Raw genomic sequence first — 20,558 nt, forward strand, 5'->3', positions numbered from 1 at the left:
GTTGGACGCCGGTCTAACGATGTGAGGGCCATATAGACCCCAAACGCCGAAAGTAAAAGGGCGGACGCCAACGTCCGCCCTGGGACTCTTCAATGCACGTGCGCCCGGCGATGATAACGGCCGCCGCCAAGCAGCGTCTTGATGAAGTAGAAGACGGCGATGACGATCGCATAGCCGAGGAACAGGGCAAACCGGGTCATCCAGAAGCTCATCTCGGTCAGGGGCGGCAGGGCGAAGGCACCGCCGTCCAGCACGGGACGCAGCACCTCGACAAGGGTATGGACCAGGACAGCACCCACCGCGCCCGACCACAGCCCGCGCCACGAGCCAACCAGAAACAAACCGAACACAGCGGCAATGATCAGGCCGATCACCTGATTCACCCCGTCGAAGCCTGAGTCCGCCAAGGCGAACAACCCCTTCAGGAGGGCGCCCAGCTGGGCGAAGAACTCTTCCATCACGCGCCTCCGGTATTGACTGTCAGCGACCCAGCTTGGCCGTCGGCAGGGTTAACGCCGGTTCGCGGGAGTTGGATGCGAGTCTATCTTCCGGTCGATCCGAAGCCGCCCGCGCCCCGCGCCGTGTCGTCCAGCGTCTCGACCTCGACCACAGTCGCCTGTGCGACGGCCGCGATGACCATCTGGGCGATGCGTTCGCCGCGTTTGATGACGAACGGTTCCTGGCCGAGGTTGATCAGGATGACCCCGACCTCGCCGCGATAGTCGCTGTCGATCGTGCCCGGAGTGTTCGGCGCGCTGATGCCGTGCTTGAGCGCCAGACCCGAACGCGGCCGGATCTGCGCCTCCCACCCCTGTTCCAGCGCGATCTTCAGGCCCGTCGGCACCAGCGCTCGCGCACCCGGCTCCAGCGTCATGGGCGCGTCCTCCGGCACGGCTGCCCGAAGATCCATGCCCGCCGAACCGGCGGTCTCGTAGGCAGGCAGGGCCAGGCCCTCGGCGTGGGGAAGACGCAGGATGCGAAGGGTGCTCAAGGCAAAGGCTCTCAGGCTTTCGGGGAGAACTGTTCGGCGATGCGGTCAGCCAGGCGTGCGGCCACCTCGGTCTTCGACAGGCGCGGCCAGGCGTCGGCACCGTCCCGGGTGACCAGGAGCACCGTGTTCCCATCCGCCCCGAAGACATCGGCGGAGACGTCGTTGCCGACGATCCAGTCGCAGCCTTTGCGCGACAGTTTCGACCGCGCGTTGGCTTCGAGGTCCGTCGTTTCGGCGGCGAAACCGATCACGAGTGCAGGCCGCTTTGGCCCCGGCTTAGCGATGCCCGCCAGGATGTCGGGGTTTTCGATCAGGCTCAGCATCGGAGGGCCGCCGGGGGCCTTCTTGATCTTGCCGCCGGCGACCGTGTCCACGCGCCAGTCCGCTACGGCGGCGCTGAGCACAGCGATATCCGCCGGCAAGGCCGCTTCGGTCGCCGCCTTCATCTCCATGGCCGTCTCGACATCAATCCTGGTCACGCCGACGGGCACGACCAAACCCGTCGGCCCCGACACCAGCGTCACCTCGGCCCCGCGCGCGGCCAGGGCGGCGGCGATCGCATACCCCTGCTTTCCGCTCGATCGGTTGGTCAAGCCCCGGACCGGGTCGATCGGCTCGAACGTCGGACCCGCCGTGACGACGGCCTTTCGACCCGCCAACGCCCGACCGTCCGGCCCGGCCAGCAGTTCAGTAATCGCCGAAAGGATCGCCGCCGGTTCCGCCATCCGTCCGGGGCCGAACTCTCCGCAGGCCATCTCGCCCTCGTCGGGACCCACCACAGCCATGCCGTGGAAACCGCCTAAGCCCTTGAGCCGCGCAACGTTCGCCTGCACTGCCGGGTGGAGCCACATCCGTACATTCATCGCCGGAGCCAGCAGCGTCTTCTTGTCCGTCGCCAGAAGGGTCGTGGAAGCGAGGTCGTCCGCCATCCCGTTCGCCGCCTTGGCGATCAGCCCCGCCGTAGCCGGCGCCACCACTACCAGGTCGGCCCAGCGCGACAGCTCGATATGGCCCATGGCCGTCTCTTCGTCGGGATGGAACAGCCCCATCCGCACCGGATGGCCGGTCAGGGCCGCCAGCGACAGGGGGGTGACGAACTCGGCCCCGCTCTGGGTCAGGATCGCCTGCACCTCGCAGCCCGATTTCTTCAGCAGCCGCACAAGCTCAAGAGCCTTGTAGGCGGCGATGCCGCCGCCGACGATCAGCAGGATTTTCCGGTTTGTCAGGGCGGTGCTGGACATGACGCCGGTCTAGCCGCCACCGCGCCCGGCGTCGAGACGACGAAAAAGAACATTGCCGGAACAAACAACCTGTGGCTTATTCCAATCAGCGGGTTCACTTGGAGGGTGTGATGAAGGTTTCGATGACGACGGGCGTCGCGCTCGTGGCGGCTCTGGCACTGACGGCGTGCGGCAACGGGGATTCAGCCGTCGAGACACGCGATCGATCGGCGGATGGCGGTACGGTGGCCCTGACATCGACGGCGGCTGCGGCGACGCCGGCCGCGACGGAGGGCGCGTCGAAGACCGTTCTGACCGCCAACCGGCGCGAGACTGTCGATGAGAAGATTCAGCGACTCTACGAGCGCAATGGGTCCGACTTCGACGCGCGGTCGGCCGAGGACTTCCTGGACAAGGTCACGGTCTTCACCACGCGAACGCCGTCCGGAACGGAGACGGCGTCGAGGCCGAACGGCGACACCCTGCTCTACCAGGCGTCGACCAACACTTTCGCTGTCGTGGCGCGGGACGGCACGCCCCGGACCATGTTCAAGCCGAGCGACGGCCCGACCTATTGGGCAGAACAAAAGGCCGCAGCCCCGACCTTCGGCCAGAGGCGGTCGCAGAACTGATCGGAGAGGTGCCGGGGATCGCCCGGTTCGGAATTGAGCCACGCTCAAGCAGCAAGCGACCGCGTCGCGAGCGATAGCGCATCTAAATGATGCGGATGAGGCGCTCAGGCCTCGTCAGGCTTGCCGGTCATCTCGCGGATCATGTCGAGCGCCAGTTTCTGCTGACGGCTGGACAGTTGCGGCGCGAGGCGAGCCATCTCGATCGTGTATCGGGTCGAGGGGAAGTCGTGATCGAAGGTCGCGGATTCGCCCTCTGCCATGCCGGGTTGACCCCCCAGGCCCTGGAAGAAGTATCCGACATCCACCTTGAAGAAGCGGGCAATGTCCCACAGCTTCGAGGCCGAGATACGGTTGGCGCCCTTCTCGTATTTCTGGATCTGCTGGAAAGTCAGACCGAGAGCGCGGCCAAGGTCGCTTTGGTTGTATCCAAGACTGATCCGCTTCTCGCAGACCCGTCGCCCGACGTGACGGTCAACCGGATGGGGTCCATCCTCACCAACGCCTCTAACCATGTCGTGTCGTCGCCGCCATAAGCTGAAAAATCCGCGATCTCATGCGCTCGTCCTGCGAAACTGTCACCACAAATATGGGAAACACCCATTACGCTGCGGCGAGCAAAGCGGACGCAGGCTTCGACAAGCACTTAGTCATCGTCGCAGACCCTTGGCCGTCCTGATCAGAAACGCACGGTCCTCGGGGGGCAGTTTGCTCACGGCACGACCCAGGTCCGCGAGATCGTCGCGGAGCGATCCTTCGGGGTCTAAGCCCCAAGACGGCTCGCCCAGGCCTGAGAACCCGGCCTTATATCGCGGCACCTCCTGATCACCGGCGTCGGCGACCGGATGCGTCTTCAGTTCCCGGATCTTTTCGAAGTCTGCCTTGGTTCGATAGATATGGCTGGGCAAGCCAGCGAAGACGTCAGCGATCTCGATGCCGGTCGCGCCGCAAATCTGCCAGAGCTGGGATGCGGTCATGCGGGCCACCCCTTCCTCAGCGTTCTGGAGCGTTGCGTCGGGTATGCCCAGAAGCCGGGCGACATCCGCGCGGGTGAAGCCGCGCGCATTGTGCAGCCTTTCGACACGAGGCCCAAGCCGCTCGTCGATGTGTCGGGTGCGCCAGTTCTGGTCTGCTTTAAGGCCCGTCATCCACGCGCCCGTCTCAACCGGGCGAAGCCGGCCGGCGCCAAACCAGCCAGCACCATCAGCCAAAACAACAGGTCGCCGACGCGACCGTAGGGGGTGATCCCGACCGGCTCCGGCAACAGGATGTCGATCACGCCGCTCTCGCCGGGATCGAGCCGGGCGCCGTCGATCACCCGACCCCAGGGATCGATCATGGCCGAGACACCTGTCGGCGTGGCGCGCACCACGGGCAGGCCCGTCTCGACGGCGCGGTAGCTGGCCAGGTTCAGATGCTGGATCGGCCCCGACGTCGCTCCGAACCAGGCGTCGTTGGAGACATTGGCGATCCATTCCGGTCGCCCGACGCCGCCGGGGGTGAAGCCCGGATACAGGCTCTCGTAACAGATCAGGGGCTGGACGCGCGGCGCATTGGGCAGGTCGATCGGCGTCGGACGCGGGCCGGGACTGAAATCGGCCGGCATATGCACCAGGCTCCGCACCCCGATCGCGCTCATCAGCCCGCCCAAGGGCAGGAACTCGCCGAACGGCACGAGCCGGTATTTGTCGTAGACGGCTGTGACCCGCAGACCCGCCGCGCCCTCATCGGCCATGGCGAACAGGCTGTTGTAGTAGCGAACCTGTCCGTCCGGTCCCGCCTCGCCACGAGCCAGACCCATCAGCAGGGTCTGTCCGGGCTGCACAGCGCGGGCAATGGCCGGGCCGTCGGGCGAGGCCGGATCGAAGACGGTGTTGAAACTGGCCGGCAGAGCCCCTTCGGGCCAGACGATCACGTCCGGCTGGGCGGTTCCGGGCCGGGCCGTCAGGTTCACATAGCGATCGACGATGGAGCGATAGGTCTCCGGCGACCATTTGGACTCCTGCTGCACATCGGCCTGGACGATGCGGATCAGGGTGTCGGTATCGCGCACATTCGCCCCGGCCAGCCGCACGGTTCCACCGATGATCAGGGCCGCCAGCACGACGATACCCGTCAGGGCCACGCCGACACGCGCCTTGCGTTTTCCCTGTCCGGCGAGCGGCGCCAAGGCGCAAACCGCCGCCACGGTGACGAACCCCAGGCCATAGACGCCCACCACCGCTGCGAACTGCGACGCCGCCGAGCCCGCCCCCCAGCTGGCCCCGGCCGGATTCCACGGGAAGCCCGTCAGCACATGGCCCCGCAGCCATTCCAGCAGGGCGAAGCAGGCAGGGAAGAACAGGACCCGGAGAAACCCTTCGGGCGCAAACCGGCGATACAGCGCCGTTGCCGCGCCCCAGAACAGGCCGATCCCTGCAGGCAGCAAACTTCCTGCGATGGGCGCCATCCAGGCTTGATCAGGATTGACCAGGAAAGCTTCGGCCACCCACCAGCACCCGACGCCGAAATAACCGAAGCCCGCCAGCCACCCCATCCAGAAGGCGCCGCGCGTCGATCCCGATCGTTCAGCCAGAAGCATCAGAAGGGGGTAGCCGAGCAACCCTGGCAGAAAGCCGAAGGGCGGATGGGCCAGGGCCGTTGCGATCCCGGCGACCAGCGCCAGACCGATCCGGGCCAGGCGCCCGTCCAGAGCCCAGTTCAGGGTCTCGTTCGATTTTCCAACAAACTCAGCCGTCATGCGGGAGCGTGTATGGGTCCGATACGCCCAGGCTGGCAAGCACCGCCCGTTCCTCCCCCTCCATCGCCTCGGCCTCCGCGTCGTCCTCGTGGTCGCGGCCTAGGAGGTGCAGCACCCCGTGCACGACCAGATGGGTCAAATGGTTGCGCAGTGTCTTGGACTGTTCCTCGGCCTCGCTCGCGCAGACGCCAAAGGCCAGAACGATGTCACCGAGCGGCTGTGGATCTGCGCCCGGCATTTCTGCCGCCGGGAAGGACAACACATTGGTCGGCCTGTCCTTGCCCCGGAACCGGTCATTCAGGTCGCGCACCGTTTCGTCGTCGGTCAGCAGGATGACGACCCCGCCCGACGCCATTCCCAGCGCTGCGACGGCCGCTCGTTCCACCACGGCCTCAACGTCATCGATGGCGTCGGTCCAGGCCTCCGCCTCGACCTCGACTTCGATCATCGAGCCGGGGTTCATCGCGCCGGGTCTTCGAGATCGGGCGCGGGCCGGCCAGCCGACGCGTCGGCGTCATAGGCGCGCACGATCCGCTCGACCATGGCGTGGCGCACCACGTCCTGGGCCTCGAACTCCAGCACCCCGACCCCCTTGACGTCACGCAGGATGCGCAGCGCGTGAGCGAGACCCGAGTCTCTGGGATTCAGCAGGTCGATCTGCGACGGGTCGCCGGTGACCACCATCCGGGCCCCCTCCCCCAGCCGGGTCAGGACCATCTTCATCTGCAGGCGCGATGTGTTCTGCGCCTCGTCGACGATGACGAAGGCATGGCTGAGCGTCCGGCCGCGCATGAAGGCGATGGGGGCGGCTTCGATCTCGCCCTTGTCGCGACGGCGTTGCACGTCCTCGGCGCCGAGGATGTCGTTCAGCGCCTCCCAGATGGGGGCCAGATAAGGATCGACCTTCTCGTTCAGGTCTCCAGGCAGGAAGCCCAACTTCTCGCCCGCCTCGACTGCCGGGCGGGTGATCACCAACCGGTCGACCTGCCCGCGGCGCAGCAGGGATGCGCCATAGGCGGCGGCCAGGAAAGTCTTGCCCGTCCCCGCCGGCCCGACGCCGAAGCTGAGTTCGTGGTTGGCCAAGGTGTCGAGATAGCGGGCCTGAGCGTCGGTCTTGGGCACGATGGCGCCGCGCTTGCCGATCGGCAGGGCCATGGGGTCGACGCGACGCCCCCCGCCGGTCACGCCGGTCCGGGCCGAGCCGATCAGGGCGCGCACGTCCGCCTCGTTGACGTCGGCGCCCTTGCCGGAGCGGGTCGCCAGACCCTCGATCACCTGTTTCGCATTGGCCCGATCACGGGCGCCGCCGTTGATCGAGACCCCGCCGCCGGGCGCCTCGATCAGCACCTTGAACGCGTCCTCGATCAGGGCGACGTGGCGGCTGTTCGGACCGATGACGGCCCGCAGGGCGTCGTCGTCCAGTGCTAGAAACTCAGATGCTCGCGCCAATCAGGCTGCCTTTCAGACTGTTCTGGTTGCCCTGTTCGATCTGGACCGGAACGATCTGGCCGAGCAGATGATCCGCGCCATCGACGTGGACGGATTGCAGATATGGGGATCGACCTATCGCCTGCCCAGCGTGGCGGCCCTTCTTCTCGAACAGGACGTTCAGCGTCCGGCCCGCCTGCGCCGCATTGAAAGCGACCTGCTGTTCGAACAGCAGGTCTTGCAGCGCCTTGAGACGTTCTTTCATCACCTCGGCAGGGACCTGGCCCGGCATGGTCGCGGCGGGCGTGCCCGGCCGGGGCGAATACATGAAGGAGAAGCAGGCGGCGTAGTTCACCTGACGCACCAGATCGAGCGTGTCCTCGAACTCGCGATCCGTCTCGCCGGGGAAGCCGACGATCATGTCGCCCGCGAGCGCCAGATCGGGTCGCGCCTCGCGGATGCGGCCGATCAGGTCGATGTATTTCTGACGCCCGTGCTTCCGGTTCATCAGCCGCAGGATCCGGTCCGACCCCGCCTGAACCGGGAGGTGCAGATAGGGCATCAAAGCGTCCACCTCGGCATGGGCCGCGATCAGATCGTCGGACATGTCGTTGGCGTGGCTGGTCGTATAGCGGATGCGGTCCAGCCCGGGGATTTCCGCGAGGGCCCGCGCCAGTCTGGCCAGAGACCAGACCGACCCGTCGGGGCTCTGGCCGTCATAGGCGTTGACGTTCTGGCCCAGCAGGGTGACCTCGCGCACGCCCTGCATCGCCAGTCCCCTGGCCTCGGCCAGGACGCCTTCGACCGGTCGGGACCATTCCGCCCCGCGCGTATAAGGCACCACACAGAAGCTGCAGAACTTGTCGCATCCCTCCTGCACGGTCAGGAAGGCGGTGTAGCCGCTCACCCCGCGCGCGACCGGCAGGGCGTCGAACTTTTCGTTGGGCGCGAAATCGGCGCCGATCCGCTCGCCGCGCGACCGGGCGGTGCGGGTCAGGAGCTCGGGCAGCTGGTGATAGGCCTGAGGCCCGACGACGATGTCGACGGCGGGCGCCCGCCGCATGATCTCCTGCCCCTCCGCCTGGGCGACGCAGCCGGCCACGGCGATGGTCATCCGGCGCTCTCCGCGCGCGACCTTGCGTTCGCGCAGCTCCCGCATCTTGCCGAGCTCGGAATAGATCTTCTCGGCCGCCTTTTCGCGGATGTGGCAGGTGTTCAGGATGACGAAGTCGGCGGTTTCGACCTGGTCGGTCGTGGCGTAGCCCAGCGGGCGCAGGACATCGGCCATGCGTTCGCTGTCATAGACGTTCATCTGGCAGCCGTAGGTCTTGATGAAGAGCCGCTTGGTCCCGACGGGATCAGCAGGCTTCTCGACCTCGGGCGGGGTCAGGGTATCGGACATGACGGCCTTCTAGTCCGCCCGCCGTCCGGGCGCCACGCCGTCGCTCAGGACAGTTGGTCGGGGTTCACCCGTGCCGCGTTGCGAGTGAAGATCAGGCCTTCACGCTTGGACGGCTCGGCCCCTTCGATGGCCTTGCCGTAGAGTTCCAGCTTGTGGCCGACCAGTTCGAAGCCGAGGCGTTCGGCGATCTCGGTCTTGAGGCGCTCGATCTCGGCGTCGAAGAATTCGATGACCTCGCCGGTGCGGGTGTCGATCAGGTGGTCGTGGTGGTCGTCGCCGGCCTCTTCATAGCGGCTGCGGCCGTCGCCGAAATCATGCTTCTCGACCACGCCGGCCTCTTCGAACAGGCGGACGGTGCGATAGACGGTGGCGATCGAGATGTGGGGGTCGATGGCGGAGGCGCGGCGGTACAGCTCCTCGACGTCGGGGTGATCCTCGGCGCTGCCGAGAACGCGGGCGATCACCCGGCGCTGTTCGGTCATGCGCATGCCGCGCTCGGCGCAGAGTTTTTCGATCCGGTCCATGGCTGTGAAGATAGAGGGGCGAACCGTCGCTGGGAAGCCGTCAGGGCAAGTTGAGAACCAGAAGCAGAGCGTCGACCGCCGAGCCGTCCGGACGCGGATAGTAGCGCGGCCGCCGACCCGTCGGCTCGAAGCCGAGCCCGCCGTAGAGGGCACGGGCTGGGGCGTTGTCCTCGGCCACTTCGAGGAACATCCGGGTTGCCCCGGAAGCGGCCGCGCGATCCGTTGCGGCCCGGACCAGACGCGCGCCCAGACCCTGTCGCCGGGCCGTGGGTCGGACCGCCAAGGTCAGGATCTCCGCCTCGTCGGCGACGGTGCGGATCAGGATGAAGCCGTCCCCCTCGCCTTCCAGGGCCACGCCGGTCTGGCCCAGCAGTTCGGTGAAGGCCGCCGCCGACCAAGGGGTGTCGAAGGCCTCCGCATGAAGGGCGGCGAGCCCTTGGGCCAGGGTCCCGGAATCGGGCGTCGAACTCATGCGACGGGGGCGGCCGGACGGGGCTGGCCGGGCAGGCGTGTCGGCGGGGTGGCGTCGGGCGCGCGAAGATAGAGGGGGCGCGGCGGGTGGGCCGCGGGGTCGTGGGCCACCGTCAGGGCCGCGAGCGCCGCAGGGTCGGGCATGGTCGCGGCGTCGGGAGACCCGCCCACGAGCGCCGCGCCGGAGCCGCTCATGCGCCAGTCGCCGGGGGCCAGGACGGCCGTGGCCTGTTCGATCGACAGGGCTTCGGCTTCCGAGATCGGAGATCCGTCCCGGAAGCGTTGGAGGTAGACCTGGCCACGACGGGCGTCGATGACGGCGGCCGTGGTCCCCTGCCCTCCATCGGCGGAGCGGGCCAGGGCCGCCAGCGTCGAGACCCCGACCACGGGCAGATCGAGCGCGGCGCCCAGGCCCTGGGCGAAGGCCAGGCCGACGCGAAGGCCCGTGAAGGACCCCGGTCCCACGGTGACGCCGATCCGGTCGAGCGCCTCGAAGCCGCCGGCCTCGGCCACCGCATCGCGCACGAAGCCGCCCAGGCGTTCGGAATGGCCGCGCGCCATCGGTTCGGAGCGCACGCCGAGCGGACTGCCGTCCTCGAAGACGGCGGCGGTGCAGGCGTCCAGCGCGGTATCGATGACCAGGACCCGCATCGGGGTCAGATCACCTGTTCGACGCTGGTCACTTCGGGGACATAGTGTTTCATCATCTGCTCGACCCCGGCCTTGAGCGTCATGGCCGAGGACGGGCAGCCGGCGCAGGCGCCGCGCATGCGCAAGGACAGGACGCCGGTCTCCTCGTCGAAGGCGTCGAACAGGATGTCGCCGCCGTCCTGGGCCACGGCGGGGCGGATGCGGCTGTCGAGCAGGGCCTTGATCTCGGCCACGATCTCGGTGTCTTCGGCGCCGTCATCGGCGCCCTCTTCGCCCGCGCGCAACAGGGGGGCGCCGGAGACGAAATGGTCCATGATGACCGACAGGATCTCGGGCTTCATCTCCGACCAGTCGCGGCCGTGCTTGGCCTTGGTGACCGAGACATAGTCGGCGCCGAAGAAGACGCCGGAGACGTCTTCGAGCGTAAACAGGGCCTCGGCCAGGGGCGAGGCCGTCGCCTGGTCGATGGTCAGGAACTCACGCGAACCGGCGGGAGCGACATCGCGTCCGGGCAGGAACTTCAGCGCGTTCGGGTTCGGGGTCGGTTCGGTCTGGATGAACATGGGCGGGAGATGCGCTTGGGCGGGACGGTTCGCAAGGGCGGCGGATCGGGCGGTGCGAAGGCGAGACTCCAAAAATAGAGTCGATAGACTCGACAGAGTCTACATCGGGGGGGGTGTCGCGCTGGGGGTGTCAAGGATCACCCGCAGTGTCTCACGGTTTTGGAGGGTGCCTGGAATAAAGCTTAGTTTTCGGGCGGGACGTTGTTTTCACTCGGTGAATTCGAGCGTCCTTTGCCAACTCCGGGCCTGGTTCCTTCTCCCCCTGCGGGAGAAGGTGGCGGGCGGCAGCCCGACGGATGAGGGGTCACGCGGGCGGTTCCAAGGAGGCAGAGGGCAAGGCTTCCTGGGCCGGTGCGACCCCTCATCCGACCTCCGCTGCGTTCCGGCCACCTTCTCCCGCAGGGGGAGAAGGCATCTACGCCAGGTCCTCGATCTCGGCGTCGGTCAGTTCGCCAGGAACGATGGTGACCGGGAGCTTGCGGCCACCGAAGGCCGCGCCCTGTTTCAGGACGGCGGAAACCAGGGGGCCGGGGCCGCGTCCGCCCGTGCCGGCCGCGAGGACCAGGATCTTGATCTCCGGATCCTCGCCGCAGACCTTGCGGATGGCGGCCTGGGGTTCGCCCTCCTCGATCAGGAAGATGGGCTGTGCGCCGGAGCGGTCCTGGGCTTCCTCGCCGAGACGGTTCAGCAGGGCCTCGGCCTCGGCGCGTTGCTGGCGCTGGATTTCCTCACGGACCCCGGACCAGTGTTCGTCCGAGCCGCCGGGGATGATCCGCAACATGGCGACCCGGCCGCCGGTCGATTTCGCCCGGCGCGAGGCGTAGCGAAGCGCCGCCTCGAACTCGGGGCTGTCGTCGACCACGACCAGGAACTTGCGCGGCATCAGAGGGCGCCCACGATCTGTCGGATCTGACCGTTGGCGATGGTCAGTTTGGCGAAGGTCCAGCCGGCGCCGGAGGCTTCGATCTCGTCCACGGCGGCGCGGACGGCCTCGACCAGTTCGGCGCGCGATCCGATCCAGGCGTCGACGGCGGCCTCGGCCGTCGCCTCGGTGTCGCCCACGGCCGGGTTGGAGGCTTTCGCCACCGCGCGGGTCAGAGAGACCTGTTCGGCCATCAGGTCCTCGATCAGGCGACGCACGGCCAGACGATCGAAATGATCGCCCGACGGCACGGCGCCGGCGGCGGCGCGCAGACGGTCGAAGTCGAAGGCGGCGCCGACCTGGTGATAGAGCCGGGCCATCCGGGGCTCGGACCAGCCGGCTGCGACGCCCGCTTCCTGGGCCAGGTCGCCGATATCGGCGGTGGCGACCAGGGGGCGCAGCATGGCGATGGTCTGGGCCAAGGCTTCGCCCACGCCCATGTCGGCGAACCGTTTGAGGCGATCCGCCAGGCGGCCCTGTTCGAACCGGCTGAGAACGCCGCCCCCCGCCGCGCGGAGCGCATCGGCGGCCGGACGATAGGCTTCGATCAGACCCTGAACCGTCGTTCCCTCGCGGCCCGCGCGGTGCGCCAGCCAGAAGGTCTGACGCCGCAGGACGGTGGAGATTTCGGTGTAGAGGGCCGTCTGGGTCTCGGCCGGGACCTTGAGATCCAGGGCGCTGACCGCGTCCCAGGCCTCGTCGAGGCGGAAGACCCGCCGCGCGGCCTCGAAGGCGATGACCAGGGCCGTGGTGTCGCAACTCGCCGCCGCCCGCAGACGGTCGGGGAAGGTCGGGCCCGTCATGTTGACGATCTCGTTGCACATAACCGTGGCGACGATCTCGCGACGCAGGCGGTGGCCCTGCATCTGGGTCTCGAACCGTGCGAGGGGTTCAGGGAAGTAGCGGACCAGGGTCTCTTCGAAGAAGGGGTCCTCGGGGGCCCTGGACGCCACGATCTCGTCGGCCAGTTCCAGCTTGGAATAGGCCATCAGCACGGCCAGCTCCGGCCGGGTCAGGGCCAGACCCGCTGCCTTCATCTCGCCGAGCCGGACATCGCCCGGCAGGCCCTCGACCTTGCGGTCCAGTTTGCCGCGCGCGGTCAGCGCCTGCATGAACCGCTGCTGGCTATCGAGCGCGCCCGGTCCTTCCGCCTGCTGCAACGTCAGGGCCAGGGTCTGGTCGTAGTTGTGGGCCAGGACCTTGAGGCCGACCTCTTCGGTCATCGAGGCCAGGAGCGGGACCCGCTCGGCCAGCGGCAGAACACCGTTGGTGACGGCCGATCCGATCAGGATCTTGATGTTGACCTCGTGGTCGGAGGTGTCGACGCCCGCCGAGTTGTCGATGGCGTCGGTGTTGATGCGTCCGCCACCGGCCGCGAAGGCGATCCGACCGGCCTGGGTGAGGCCCAGGTTGGCCCCCTCCCCCACCACCTTGACCCGCAGTTCGTCGGCGTTGATCCGCAGGGCGTCGGTGCCCTTGTCGCCGACCTGGGCGTCGGTCTCTGCCGCCGATTTCACATAGGTGCCGATGCCGCCGAGGTAGAGCAGCTCGGCCGGCGCCTTGAGGATGGCGCGGATCAGGCTGACGGGGTCCAGCGCCGTGTCGGTGATGTCGAGGGCGGCGCGGATCTCAGGCGTCAGTTCGATCGACTTGGCCGATCGCGAGAAGACGCCGCCGCCGGTCGAGATCAGGGCCTTGTCATAGTCCTGCCAGGACGACCGCGGCAGTTTGAACAGCCGGTCGCGCTCGACCCAGGACGTGGCGGGGTCGGGTGTCGGGTCGATGAAGATGTCGCGGTGGTCGAAGGCGGCGACCAGCTTGGAGGCCTTGGACAGCAACAGGCCGTTGCCGAAGACGTCGCCCGACATGTCGCCGACGCCGACCACGGTGAAGGGTTCGGTCTGGATGTCCTTGCCGATCTCGCGGAAGTGGCGCTTGACCGCCTCCCAGGCGCCGCGCGCGGTGATGCCCATGGCCTTGTGGTCATAGCCGACCGAACCCCCGGACGCGAAGGCGTCGTCGAGCCAGAAACCGTAGTCGGCCGAGACGCCGTTGGCGATGTCGGAGAAGGTCGCCGTCCCCTTGTCGGCGGCCACGACCAGGTAGGGGTCGTCACCCTCGAAGGCGACGACATTGGCCGGGTGAACGACCGCGCCGTCCGCGCCAATGTTGTCGGTGATGTCCAGAAGGCCCGACAGGAAGGTCTTGTAGGCGCGGATGGCCTCGGCCTGCTGGGCGTCGCGGTCGCCGCCGGCGCGGACGATGCCCGACAGGTGTTTGGGGAAGAAGCCGCCCTTGGAGCCGACGGGCACGATGACGGCGTTCTTGACCTGCTGCGCCTTCACCAGACCCAGGACCTCGGTGCGGAAGTCGTCGCGACGGTCGGACCAGCGCAGGCCGCCGCGTGCGACCGGGCCGAAGCGCAGGTGGACGCCCTCGATGTGCGGCGCCCAGACGAAGATCTCGCGATAGGGCTTGGGCAGGGGCAGGTCGTCGAGCTCGCGCGAGGCGATCTTGATCGAGATGTGGGCCTTGAAGCCCCCGTCGGCGGAGGTCTGGTAGTAGTTGGTGCGCTTGATCGCCCCGATCAGGGCCGCCATGCGGCGCAGCGCCCGGTCGTGGTCGAGCGATTTCACCTCCATCAGGAGGGCATTGATCTTGTCGTTGAGTTCGGCGACCTGGGTCGCGCGGTCGTCGGCGGAGCCGCCGTGAGCCGGGTCGAACTTGCAGGCGAACAGGCTGAGCAGGGCCCGGGCGATGGCGGGATAGTCGCGCAGCGCCTCTTCCTGAACCGCCTGGGACGGGTCGAGGCCGGTCTGCTGGCGGTAGCGGGCGAGGGTGCGGATCAAGGCCGCCTCGCGCCAGCCGACGCCGAGTTCCAGCACCAGACGGTTGAAGCCGTCGCTCTCGGTCTGGCCGTTCCAGACGGCCGAGAAGCCGGTCTCGAACGGACCCTTGATGTCGTCGAAGTCGAGCGAGGCCCCGCGCGGGTCCTCCAGAAGGAACTCATGGACATGGATGTCCTGGGCCGTGCCCGAATGGGCGGTCGGGCGGATGGTGTGGTTGAACTCCTCGAGCGTCTTCAGGCCCATGTCCGCCAGGATCGGCAGGACGTCCGACAGCGGCACGGCGCCGCCCCGGTGGTAGAGCTTGAAGCGGAACTGCAGCGGGCTGTCTTCGGTCGAGCGGAAGGCGCGGACCGCGACCGGTTCACCGCCGTCGCGCAGACCGGTCGCGTTGAGACGATCGATCTCCTTCAGGTCGGTGACGGCCTCGGCGGCGTCGTAGCGGTCGCGATAGCCGGGAGCGAAGGCTTCGGCCCAGCGGCTGCTCATGGCGCCGATCTGATTGTCGTCGATGTCGGCGGCGCGCAGAGCGCTCTCGAAGCGATCGACCCAGCTGCGGCCCGTCTCGACGATCTCGGCGTCCAGGGCGCGGGCGTCCGGCGTGGGATGTTCGCCCGGCGTCACGCCGATGATGTAGTGGATGCGCACGAGCGGCTGATCGGACAACTGCGGATACCAGGCCGAGAGGCGCCCGCCCCAGGCGCGCGCCAGGATGCGGCCGATCCGCTCGCGCACGCCGGCGTCGAAGCGCTCGCGCGGCACGAAGGCCAGGACCGACACGAACCGGTCGAACGGGTCCTTGCGCGTGAAGGTCTTGATCCGGGGACGGTCATACAGGTGGAGGATGCCGAGCGCCGTCTCCAGCAGCTCGTTCTCGGTGACCTGGAAGAGTTCGTCCCGGGGGTAGTTTTCGAGAATGTTCCGGAGCCGCTTTTCGTTGTGCGAGCCGGGAGCCTTGCCGGCGCGGTCGAGCACCTTGGCGACCTTGCGACGGATCAGCGGCACCTGGGACGGCGGGCGGTCGTAGGCCTCGGCGGTGAACAGGCCGACGAACCGGGTTTCGCCCGAGGGACGACCGTCGTCGCCATACCGCTTGACCCCGACGTAATCCATGTAGGCGCGACGATGCACCCGGCTGCGCAGATTGCCCTTGGCCACCGTGACCGGATCACTGAGATCAATCTGGCGCTTCATCTGGGCGGTCAGGACGGCGGGCTCGGAGGTGCGGCGCAGAACGGTGCGCTGCGGATCGCGCAACACGCCGACGCCGGCGGCGGACTGGTCCAGCGGCGCCTCGGCCGCGTAGCCACCGTCGGCGGTACGCGGATAGTCGTAGTCGCGGGCGCCCAGGAAGACGAAGGCGTCGTCGTTGAGCGAGCGCAGGAAGGCGAGGTTCTCGGCCACGATCTCCGGATCGATGCCGCCGGGGCAGGCCTCCAGATGGGCGATCGAGCGGGCCATCAGATCGTTCATGGCCGGGTAGTCGGAGACGGCGATGTGGACGTCGGCCAGGGTCTGTTCGACGCCGGCCTGAAGCGCCTCGCGGCGTTCGGGCGGCAGGGGATCGATGACCAGGATGATGAGGGATTCACGCGCGCCGCCGGCCTGACGCGATCCGTCGGCCTGGCGGGTCAGGTTCAGAACAGGGTGGAACAGGGCGCGGACCGAAACGCCGCTGTCGGCCAGTTCGCCCATGACGCTGTCGACCAGGAAGGGTCGGTCGTCCTGAACGATGCGCAGGGCGTCGTACGGCGTGGCGCGACCGGCCGCCGCCAGGGGTTCCACCGCCACGCGCGTCTCGCCGGGCGCGCGCCGATCGGCCCAGCGCCAGGCCTCGGCCAGGACCGCGCCCAGGTCGACGAGCGCCAGTTCGGGGGTCTCGTCCTCGGCGTAGTCTTCCCAGGCCTGGGCGACGAAAGACTGCTCCAACTCGCCGCCCCCGCCACCCAAGGCCCCAGCGAAGGCCTTTTGCAGCGCCTCCGGGCTTGAGGGCTGGGAGGAGGTGCGGAGGTCGCCGGACATGGGCAGGGTCTCGAAAGGCGCGGCTGGGCCGCCAGGATCTGGACCGGACGTTATCGTCTCACTGTTACGCCGGCGTCACCGCCCGATACGTCCTGTCCCTGATGCGTTGGATAGGCCGGACCGCGCGGGACGGGAAGGCCGGAAACGACAAACGCCGGGTCCTGTCTCCAGAACCCGGCGCCTGATCACCGTTCACTGATCCGGGGGGAGATCAGAAACGGTAGTTCATGCCGATGCGCACCGCATGAAGGCCGAACCGGCCGTTGGAGCGGATCATGTCGGTTCCCACGGTGTTCGGGGCCAGGACGAACGGGTTGTTCGCCGCAGCGACGCCGCGTCCGACGCGAATGTTGAAATCGGGCGCTTCAAGCGAGGTGTACATGTACTCGCCCGTCACGCTGAGGTTCGGCGCCAGCATGTATTCCACGCCGCCGCCGGCCTGATAGCCGTCCGCCTGGTCCTCGTTCGTCGTGGCGTCGAAGCTGTTCATGCCGTTGGACGAATAGAACTGGTTCGACATCTCGCCGCTCGCGGCGCCGCCGGTGGCGTAGAGCAGGGCCGGGCCGTAGGCGTAGCCGACACGGGCGCGGATGGCGGCCAGGTTCTCCAGCTTGCGCTCGAAGGTGTAAGACGCCGGCGTGGTCGAATAGGAGGTGACGCTGTCCTCGGCGCCCGAGAAGCCCGAGTATTCCGCCACGGCCCCGATCACAAAGGAACCGAACTGGAAGTCGTAGCCGGCGCGGATGCCGCCCTCGGCGCCGTCCGAGTCACCGTCGCATCCGGCGGTGGGCACATTGCCTTTGGGCGAACCGCCGCACGATCCGGGGCTGAAGGCGTCGGCACCGGCCGCGGTGGTGACGGTGTCGCCGAAATTGCCGTCCAGATTGCGGTCGAAGCGCAGACGTTCGTCGTCCTGGTCATTGGTCTGGGTCGCGCTGCCGTAAACGCCGACGTAGCCGCCGGTCCAGTTCGGGCGCGCGTCCCAGTTGGGCATCCAGGTCTGGGCCATGGCCGGTGCGGCGACGCCCGTGAGAAGCAGCGCCGTAGCGGCCGCGGAGATGATTTTGATCATGTTTTCAGTCCTTGGTCGAACGCGTTGCGACTGCGCGGCGTGGCAACCCTTCCGCCGGGCCTAACGACAGGAACGGTGGGGCGTTCCGCACGGACGCAGGCCGAGGGTTCGCGATCGCACAGTGTCGCTTTCCCGCATCACTGTTCAGACAAGGAAAAAGGCCGCCGGACGGGCGTCCGACGGCCTCACTCGGACCGGCGCTGGAGGGGGGAGAGGCGCCGGTCGGTACCGTCGCGGCCTTGGGGGAGGGGAGGGGGCCGCGACGTCTGGATGGCAGATGGGAGGGCCTCCCGGCCTCCGCAAGGGGTCGAATGTCAGGGTTCGGCGGTCGAGGCGCGTGGCGGTTTGACGCGGCGTTTCGACGAGGGGGCTCGCTTCGCCGGCGCCTTGCCGGAGGCCTCTTCGTCTTCGTCGGCATAGGGACTCCCGTCACCGGACAACAGGATGGCGACCCACATCGAGCCCTTGAACTCGGCCAGGATGGCCATGGCCATCACGGCGAGCGGCGTCGACAGGAACATGCCGACGACGCCCCAGAGCTTGCCCCAGAGGGCCAGGGCCAGAAGCACGGCGACCGGGTCGATGTTCTGGTTGTCGCCCTGCATGCGTGGCTGGATGGCGTTGCCGACGACGAACAGGATGACCTGCAGTCCCACGAGCAGGATCAGGGCCGGCCAGTAGGTCGGGAACTGCACCAGGGCGAACAGGGGCGGGGCCAAGCCGGCGATCGCGCCGCCCAGGACCGGGATGAAGCCCACGACGAAGATGACGAAGGTCCAGAACTCCGCGTTCTGGAGCCCCACCAGCCGCATCAGGATCCAGGCGGCGGCGCAGATGATCAGGCCGGTGACGGTCTGGACCCACAGATAGCCTTCGACCCCGCCGCGGACCCGCTCGAACACCTCCGAGGCTTCCTGACGGGCCTCGCGGTTCGGGAAGAGGTTGACGAGTTTCCTGCGGAAACCGTTCTGGGCCGCCAGCAGGAAGGCCAGGTAGACCATGACGAAGAAGGCGCCCGAGACCACGCCCTGAACCTGGAAGGCGAGGGAGGTCAGGTTGCCGCGAAGATCGATGCCGCGGATCAGTTCCTGGGCCGTCGGCGGGGTCTCCATGCCGAACAGTCGCGCCCCGTCGGCGATGATGGCGTCGATGCGCGGGCCGATGCCGCTGGAGACGCCCGAGGCGTCGGTGAAGAAGCCCGCCGCCCCGTTCACGATGAAGGCGATCGAGGCGAGGAAGGCCACGACCACCACCGACAGGGCCGCCGTGCCCGCCCAGTGCCTGGGCAGGGTCGTCCGCTCTTCGATGAACCGCTTCACCCCGTCGATCATGATCAGGAGGAAGATCGCCATGGCCAGGGGCGTCAGGATGTCCCGCAGCCAGTAGATGGCCGCGCCTGCGGCCACCACCGCCAGGGTCACCAGCGCATTGCGCGCAACGGTCGAGGTCGGAACGGCGATCGGCGATTTCATGGATCGACTTGTCGGGGGCGGCGGGGCGGCGGTCAATCGACGATTGGCCCGGAGCGAGGCTGCGGCTAATCATCGTGGCAAGGAGATCGCTTCATGACCGACGCCGCCGCCAACCCGGGCCTGTTCCTCGGCCAGTCCTCCGACGGAGGGACGCCGCAACGCGAACTCCTGTTATGGACCCGCGCCAACCGCCATGGGGTGATCGCCGGCGCCACCGGCACCGGCAAGACGGTGACCCTGCAGATCATGGCCCAGGGCTTTTCGGAGATGGGCGTCCCCGTCTTCTGCGCCGATGTGAAAGGCGACCTGTCCGGCATCAGCCAGGTCGGATCACCGAACGAGAAGCTGATCGCGCGCGCCGAGGGGATGGGCCTGAGCCTGTCGCCCAAGGCCGCACCGACGGTCTTCTGGGACCTGTACGGCCAGAAGGGGCATCCGGTCCGCGCGACCGTGTCGGAGATCGGTCCCCTGTTGATGGCGCGCATGCTCGACCTGAACGAGGTGCAGGAGGGGGTGCTGACCGTCGCATTCCACGTCGCCGACAAGGAAGGTCTGCTGCTGCTCGACCTCGACGACCTGAGGTCCATGCTGGTCTATGTCGCCGAGAATGCCGCGCGCATCGGCCGCGAGGTCGGCAATGTCGCCCCGGCTTCCATCGCCTCGATCCAGCGCGCCCTGCTGCAGCTGGAACAGGACGGCGGCGACGCCTTCTTCGGCGAGCCCGCGTTGAAGCTGACCGACATGATGCGGACGAGCCTCGACGGGCGCGGTCAGGTCAACGTGCTCGATTCCACCCGGCTGATGAACAGTCCGCGCCTGTACGGGGCCTTCCTGCTGTGGCTGATGTCCGAGCTGTTCGAACAGCTGCCCGAGATCGGCGACCCGGAAAAGCCGCGTCTCGTCTTCTTCTTCGACGAGGCCCACCTGCTGTTCAAGGATGCGCCCAAGCCCCTGCTGGAGAAGGTCGAACAGGTCGTTCGCCTGATCCGCTCCAAGGGGGTGGGGGTCTATTTCATCACCCAGAACCCGGCCGATATCCCCGACAGCGTCCTGGCCCAGCTGGGCAACCGCATCCAGCATGCGCTCAGGGCCTACACCCCGTCGGACCAGCGCGGACTGAAAGCGGCCTCGCAGAGCTTCCGCGTCAACCCGGCCTTCGACACGGCCGAGGCCATTCAGGCGCTGGGCACCGGCGAGGCCCTGGTCTCGACGCTGGACGAGAAGGGCGCGCCCCGTGTCGTCGCCCGCACCCTGATCCGTCCGCCGGACAGCCGGCTGGGTCCCGCGACCGATACTGAGCGCGCCGCCGTCATGGCCGCCAGTCCGGTGAAGGGAATTTACGACACCGTCGTGGATCGGGAATCCGCGGAGGAAATCCTCGCGGCCCGCCATGCGCAGACGGCAGAAGCTGCGACCCCTGTGACAAAGCCCGCTCCGAAGGGCCGCGCCCCAACGACGCCCAAGGCTCCCCCTGCGCCCAAGGCCCCGCGCAAATCCACCCGTCAGACGCCGATGGAGGCCCTGACCAAGTCGGTGTTGCGCACGGCCGGATCGACGATCACGCGCGAACTTTTGCGGGGAATCCTGGGCGGTCTGCGGCGTTAG

Annotated in this window: 19 protein-coding genes; 2 read left to right on the forward strand and 17 right to left on the reverse strand. The window is 67.9% G+C overall.

Features of this window, described 5'->3' with window-relative positions; genetic code table 11:
• Positions 1 to 89: 89 nt before the first annotated feature.
• The 3 genes from ACW171_RS11800 to coaBC form a co-directional block, all read right to left on the reverse strand.
• Positions 90 to 458 (reverse strand): hypothetical protein, encoded by a 369-nt coding sequence (locus ACW171_RS11800; protein ID WP_492093486.1) that lies wholly within the window; start codon positions 456 to 458, stop codon positions 90 to 92.
• Between the two features lie 83 nt (positions 459 to 541).
• A complete protein-coding gene (gene dut / locus ACW171_RS11805) occupies positions 542 to 991 on the reverse strand; it encodes a dUTP diphosphatase (protein ID WP_492093487.1) in 450 nt (149 codons plus the stop codon).
• Positions 992 to 1,002: 11 nt separating this feature from the next.
• Complete coding sequence (coaBC, locus tag ACW171_RS11810; RefSeq protein WP_492093488.1) at positions 1,003 to 2,232, reverse strand: bifunctional phosphopantothenoylcysteine decarboxylase/phosphopantothenate--cysteine ligase CoaBC; 1,230 nt, start codon at positions 2,230 to 2,232, stop codon at positions 1,003 to 1,005.
• A 110-nt stretch (positions 2,233 to 2,342) separates the two neighbouring features.
• On the opposite strand from coaBC, the gene ACW171_RS11815 reads away from it, so the two are divergent.
• Positions 2,343 to 2,843 carry an S-type pyocin family protein gene (locus ACW171_RS11815; protein ID WP_492093489.1) on the forward strand — a complete coding sequence of 167 codons (501 nt, stop codon included), beginning with the start codon at positions 2,343 to 2,345 and terminating at the stop codon, positions 2,841 to 2,843.
• Positions 2,844 to 2,947: 104 nt separating this feature from the next.
• Here ACW171_RS11815 and ACW171_RS11820 read toward each other — a convergent pair whose 3' ends face one another.
• The 14 genes from ACW171_RS11820 to ACW171_RS11885 form a co-directional block, all read right to left on the reverse strand.
• Complete coding sequence (locus ACW171_RS11820; protein WP_492093490.1) at positions 2,948 to 3,355, reverse strand: helix-turn-helix domain-containing protein; 408 nt, start codon at positions 3,353 to 3,355, stop codon at positions 2,948 to 2,950.
• A gap of 135 nt (positions 3,356 to 3,490) precedes the next feature.
• Positions 3,491 to 3,988: a helix-turn-helix domain-containing protein gene (locus ACW171_RS11825; RefSeq protein ID WP_492093492.1), complete on the reverse strand. Its 498-nt coding sequence runs from the start codon at positions 3,986 to 3,988 to the stop codon at positions 3,491 to 3,493.
• A complete protein-coding gene (gene lnt / locus ACW171_RS11830; RefSeq protein ID WP_492093494.1) occupies positions 3,985 to 5,580 on the reverse strand; it encodes an apolipoprotein N-acyltransferase in 1,596 nt (531 codons plus the stop codon). Before lnt ends, ACW171_RS11825 begins: the two co-directional genes overlap by 4 nt.
• Positions 5,570 to 6,028 (reverse strand): rRNA maturation RNase YbeY, encoded by a 459-nt coding sequence (gene ybeY / locus ACW171_RS11835; RefSeq protein WP_492096627.1) that lies wholly within the window; start codon positions 6,026 to 6,028, stop codon positions 5,570 to 5,572. The genes lnt and ybeY overlap by 11 nt, the downstream gene beginning before the upstream one ends.
• A gap of 11 nt (positions 6,029 to 6,039) precedes the next feature.
• Positions 6,040 to 7,029, reverse strand: a complete 990-nt coding sequence (locus tag ACW171_RS11840) for a PhoH family protein (RefSeq protein ID WP_492093496.1) — start codon at positions 7,027 to 7,029, stop codon at positions 6,040 to 6,042.
• A complete protein-coding gene (miaB, locus tag ACW171_RS11845) occupies positions 7,013 to 8,410 on the reverse strand; it encodes a tRNA (N6-isopentenyl adenosine(37)-C2)-methylthiotransferase MiaB (protein ID WP_492093498.1) in 1,398 nt (465 codons plus the stop codon). Before miaB ends, ACW171_RS11840 begins: the two co-directional genes overlap by 17 nt.
• Before the next feature lie 44 nt (positions 8,411 to 8,454).
• Positions 8,455 to 8,934 (reverse strand): Fur family transcriptional regulator, encoded by a 480-nt coding sequence (locus ACW171_RS11850; RefSeq protein ID WP_492093499.1) that lies wholly within the window; start codon positions 8,932 to 8,934, stop codon positions 8,455 to 8,457.
• Positions 8,935 to 8,974: 40 nt separating this feature from the next.
• On the reverse strand, positions 8,975 to 9,406 hold the full coding sequence (gene rimI / locus ACW171_RS11855) for a ribosomal protein S18-alanine N-acetyltransferase (protein ID WP_492093501.1): 432 nt from the start codon (positions 9,404 to 9,406) through the stop codon (positions 8,975 to 8,977).
• Positions 9,403 to 10,056, reverse strand: a complete 654-nt coding sequence (gene tsaB, locus ACW171_RS11860) for a tRNA (adenosine(37)-N6)-threonylcarbamoyltransferase complex dimerization subunit type 1 TsaB (RefSeq protein WP_492093502.1) — start codon at positions 10,054 to 10,056, stop codon at positions 9,403 to 9,405. Before tsaB ends, rimI begins: the two co-directional genes overlap by 4 nt.
• Before the next feature lie 5 nt (positions 10,057 to 10,061).
• Positions 10,062 to 10,619: a NifU family protein gene (locus tag ACW171_RS11865; RefSeq protein ID WP_492093503.1), complete on the reverse strand. Its 558-nt coding sequence runs from the start codon at positions 10,617 to 10,619 to the stop codon at positions 10,062 to 10,064.
• Positions 10,620 to 11,034: 415 nt separating this feature from the next.
• On the reverse strand, positions 11,035 to 11,502 hold the full coding sequence (locus ACW171_RS11870; RefSeq protein ID WP_492093504.1) for a universal stress protein: 468 nt from the start codon (positions 11,500 to 11,502) through the stop codon (positions 11,035 to 11,037).
• Entirely contained in the window at positions 11,502 to 16,409 is a 4,908-nt protein-coding gene (locus tag ACW171_RS11875; RefSeq protein WP_492093506.1) for an NAD-glutamate dehydrogenase, read from the reverse strand. Before ACW171_RS11875 ends, ACW171_RS11870 begins: the two co-directional genes overlap by 1 nt.
• A 211-nt stretch (positions 16,410 to 16,620) precedes the next feature.
• Positions 16,621 to 17,481: an outer membrane protein gene (locus ACW171_RS11880; RefSeq protein ID WP_492093508.1), complete on the reverse strand. Its 861-nt coding sequence runs from the start codon at positions 17,479 to 17,481 to the stop codon at positions 16,621 to 16,623.
• A 314-nt stretch (positions 17,482 to 17,795) separates the two neighbouring features.
• Positions 17,796 to 18,953 carry an AI-2E family transporter gene (locus tag ACW171_RS11885; RefSeq protein WP_492093510.1) on the reverse strand — a complete coding sequence of 386 codons (1,158 nt, stop codon included), beginning with the start codon at positions 18,951 to 18,953 and terminating at the stop codon, positions 17,796 to 17,798.
• A gap of 93 nt (positions 18,954 to 19,046) precedes the next feature.
• Between ACW171_RS11885 and ACW171_RS11890 the strand changes: the two genes are divergently transcribed.
• Complete coding sequence (locus ACW171_RS11890; protein ID WP_492093512.1) at positions 19,047 to 20,558, forward strand: helicase HerA-like domain-containing protein; 1,512 nt, start codon at positions 19,047 to 19,049, stop codon at positions 20,556 to 20,558.

The organism is Brevundimonas sp. FV1ye28 (assembly GCF_058681135.1).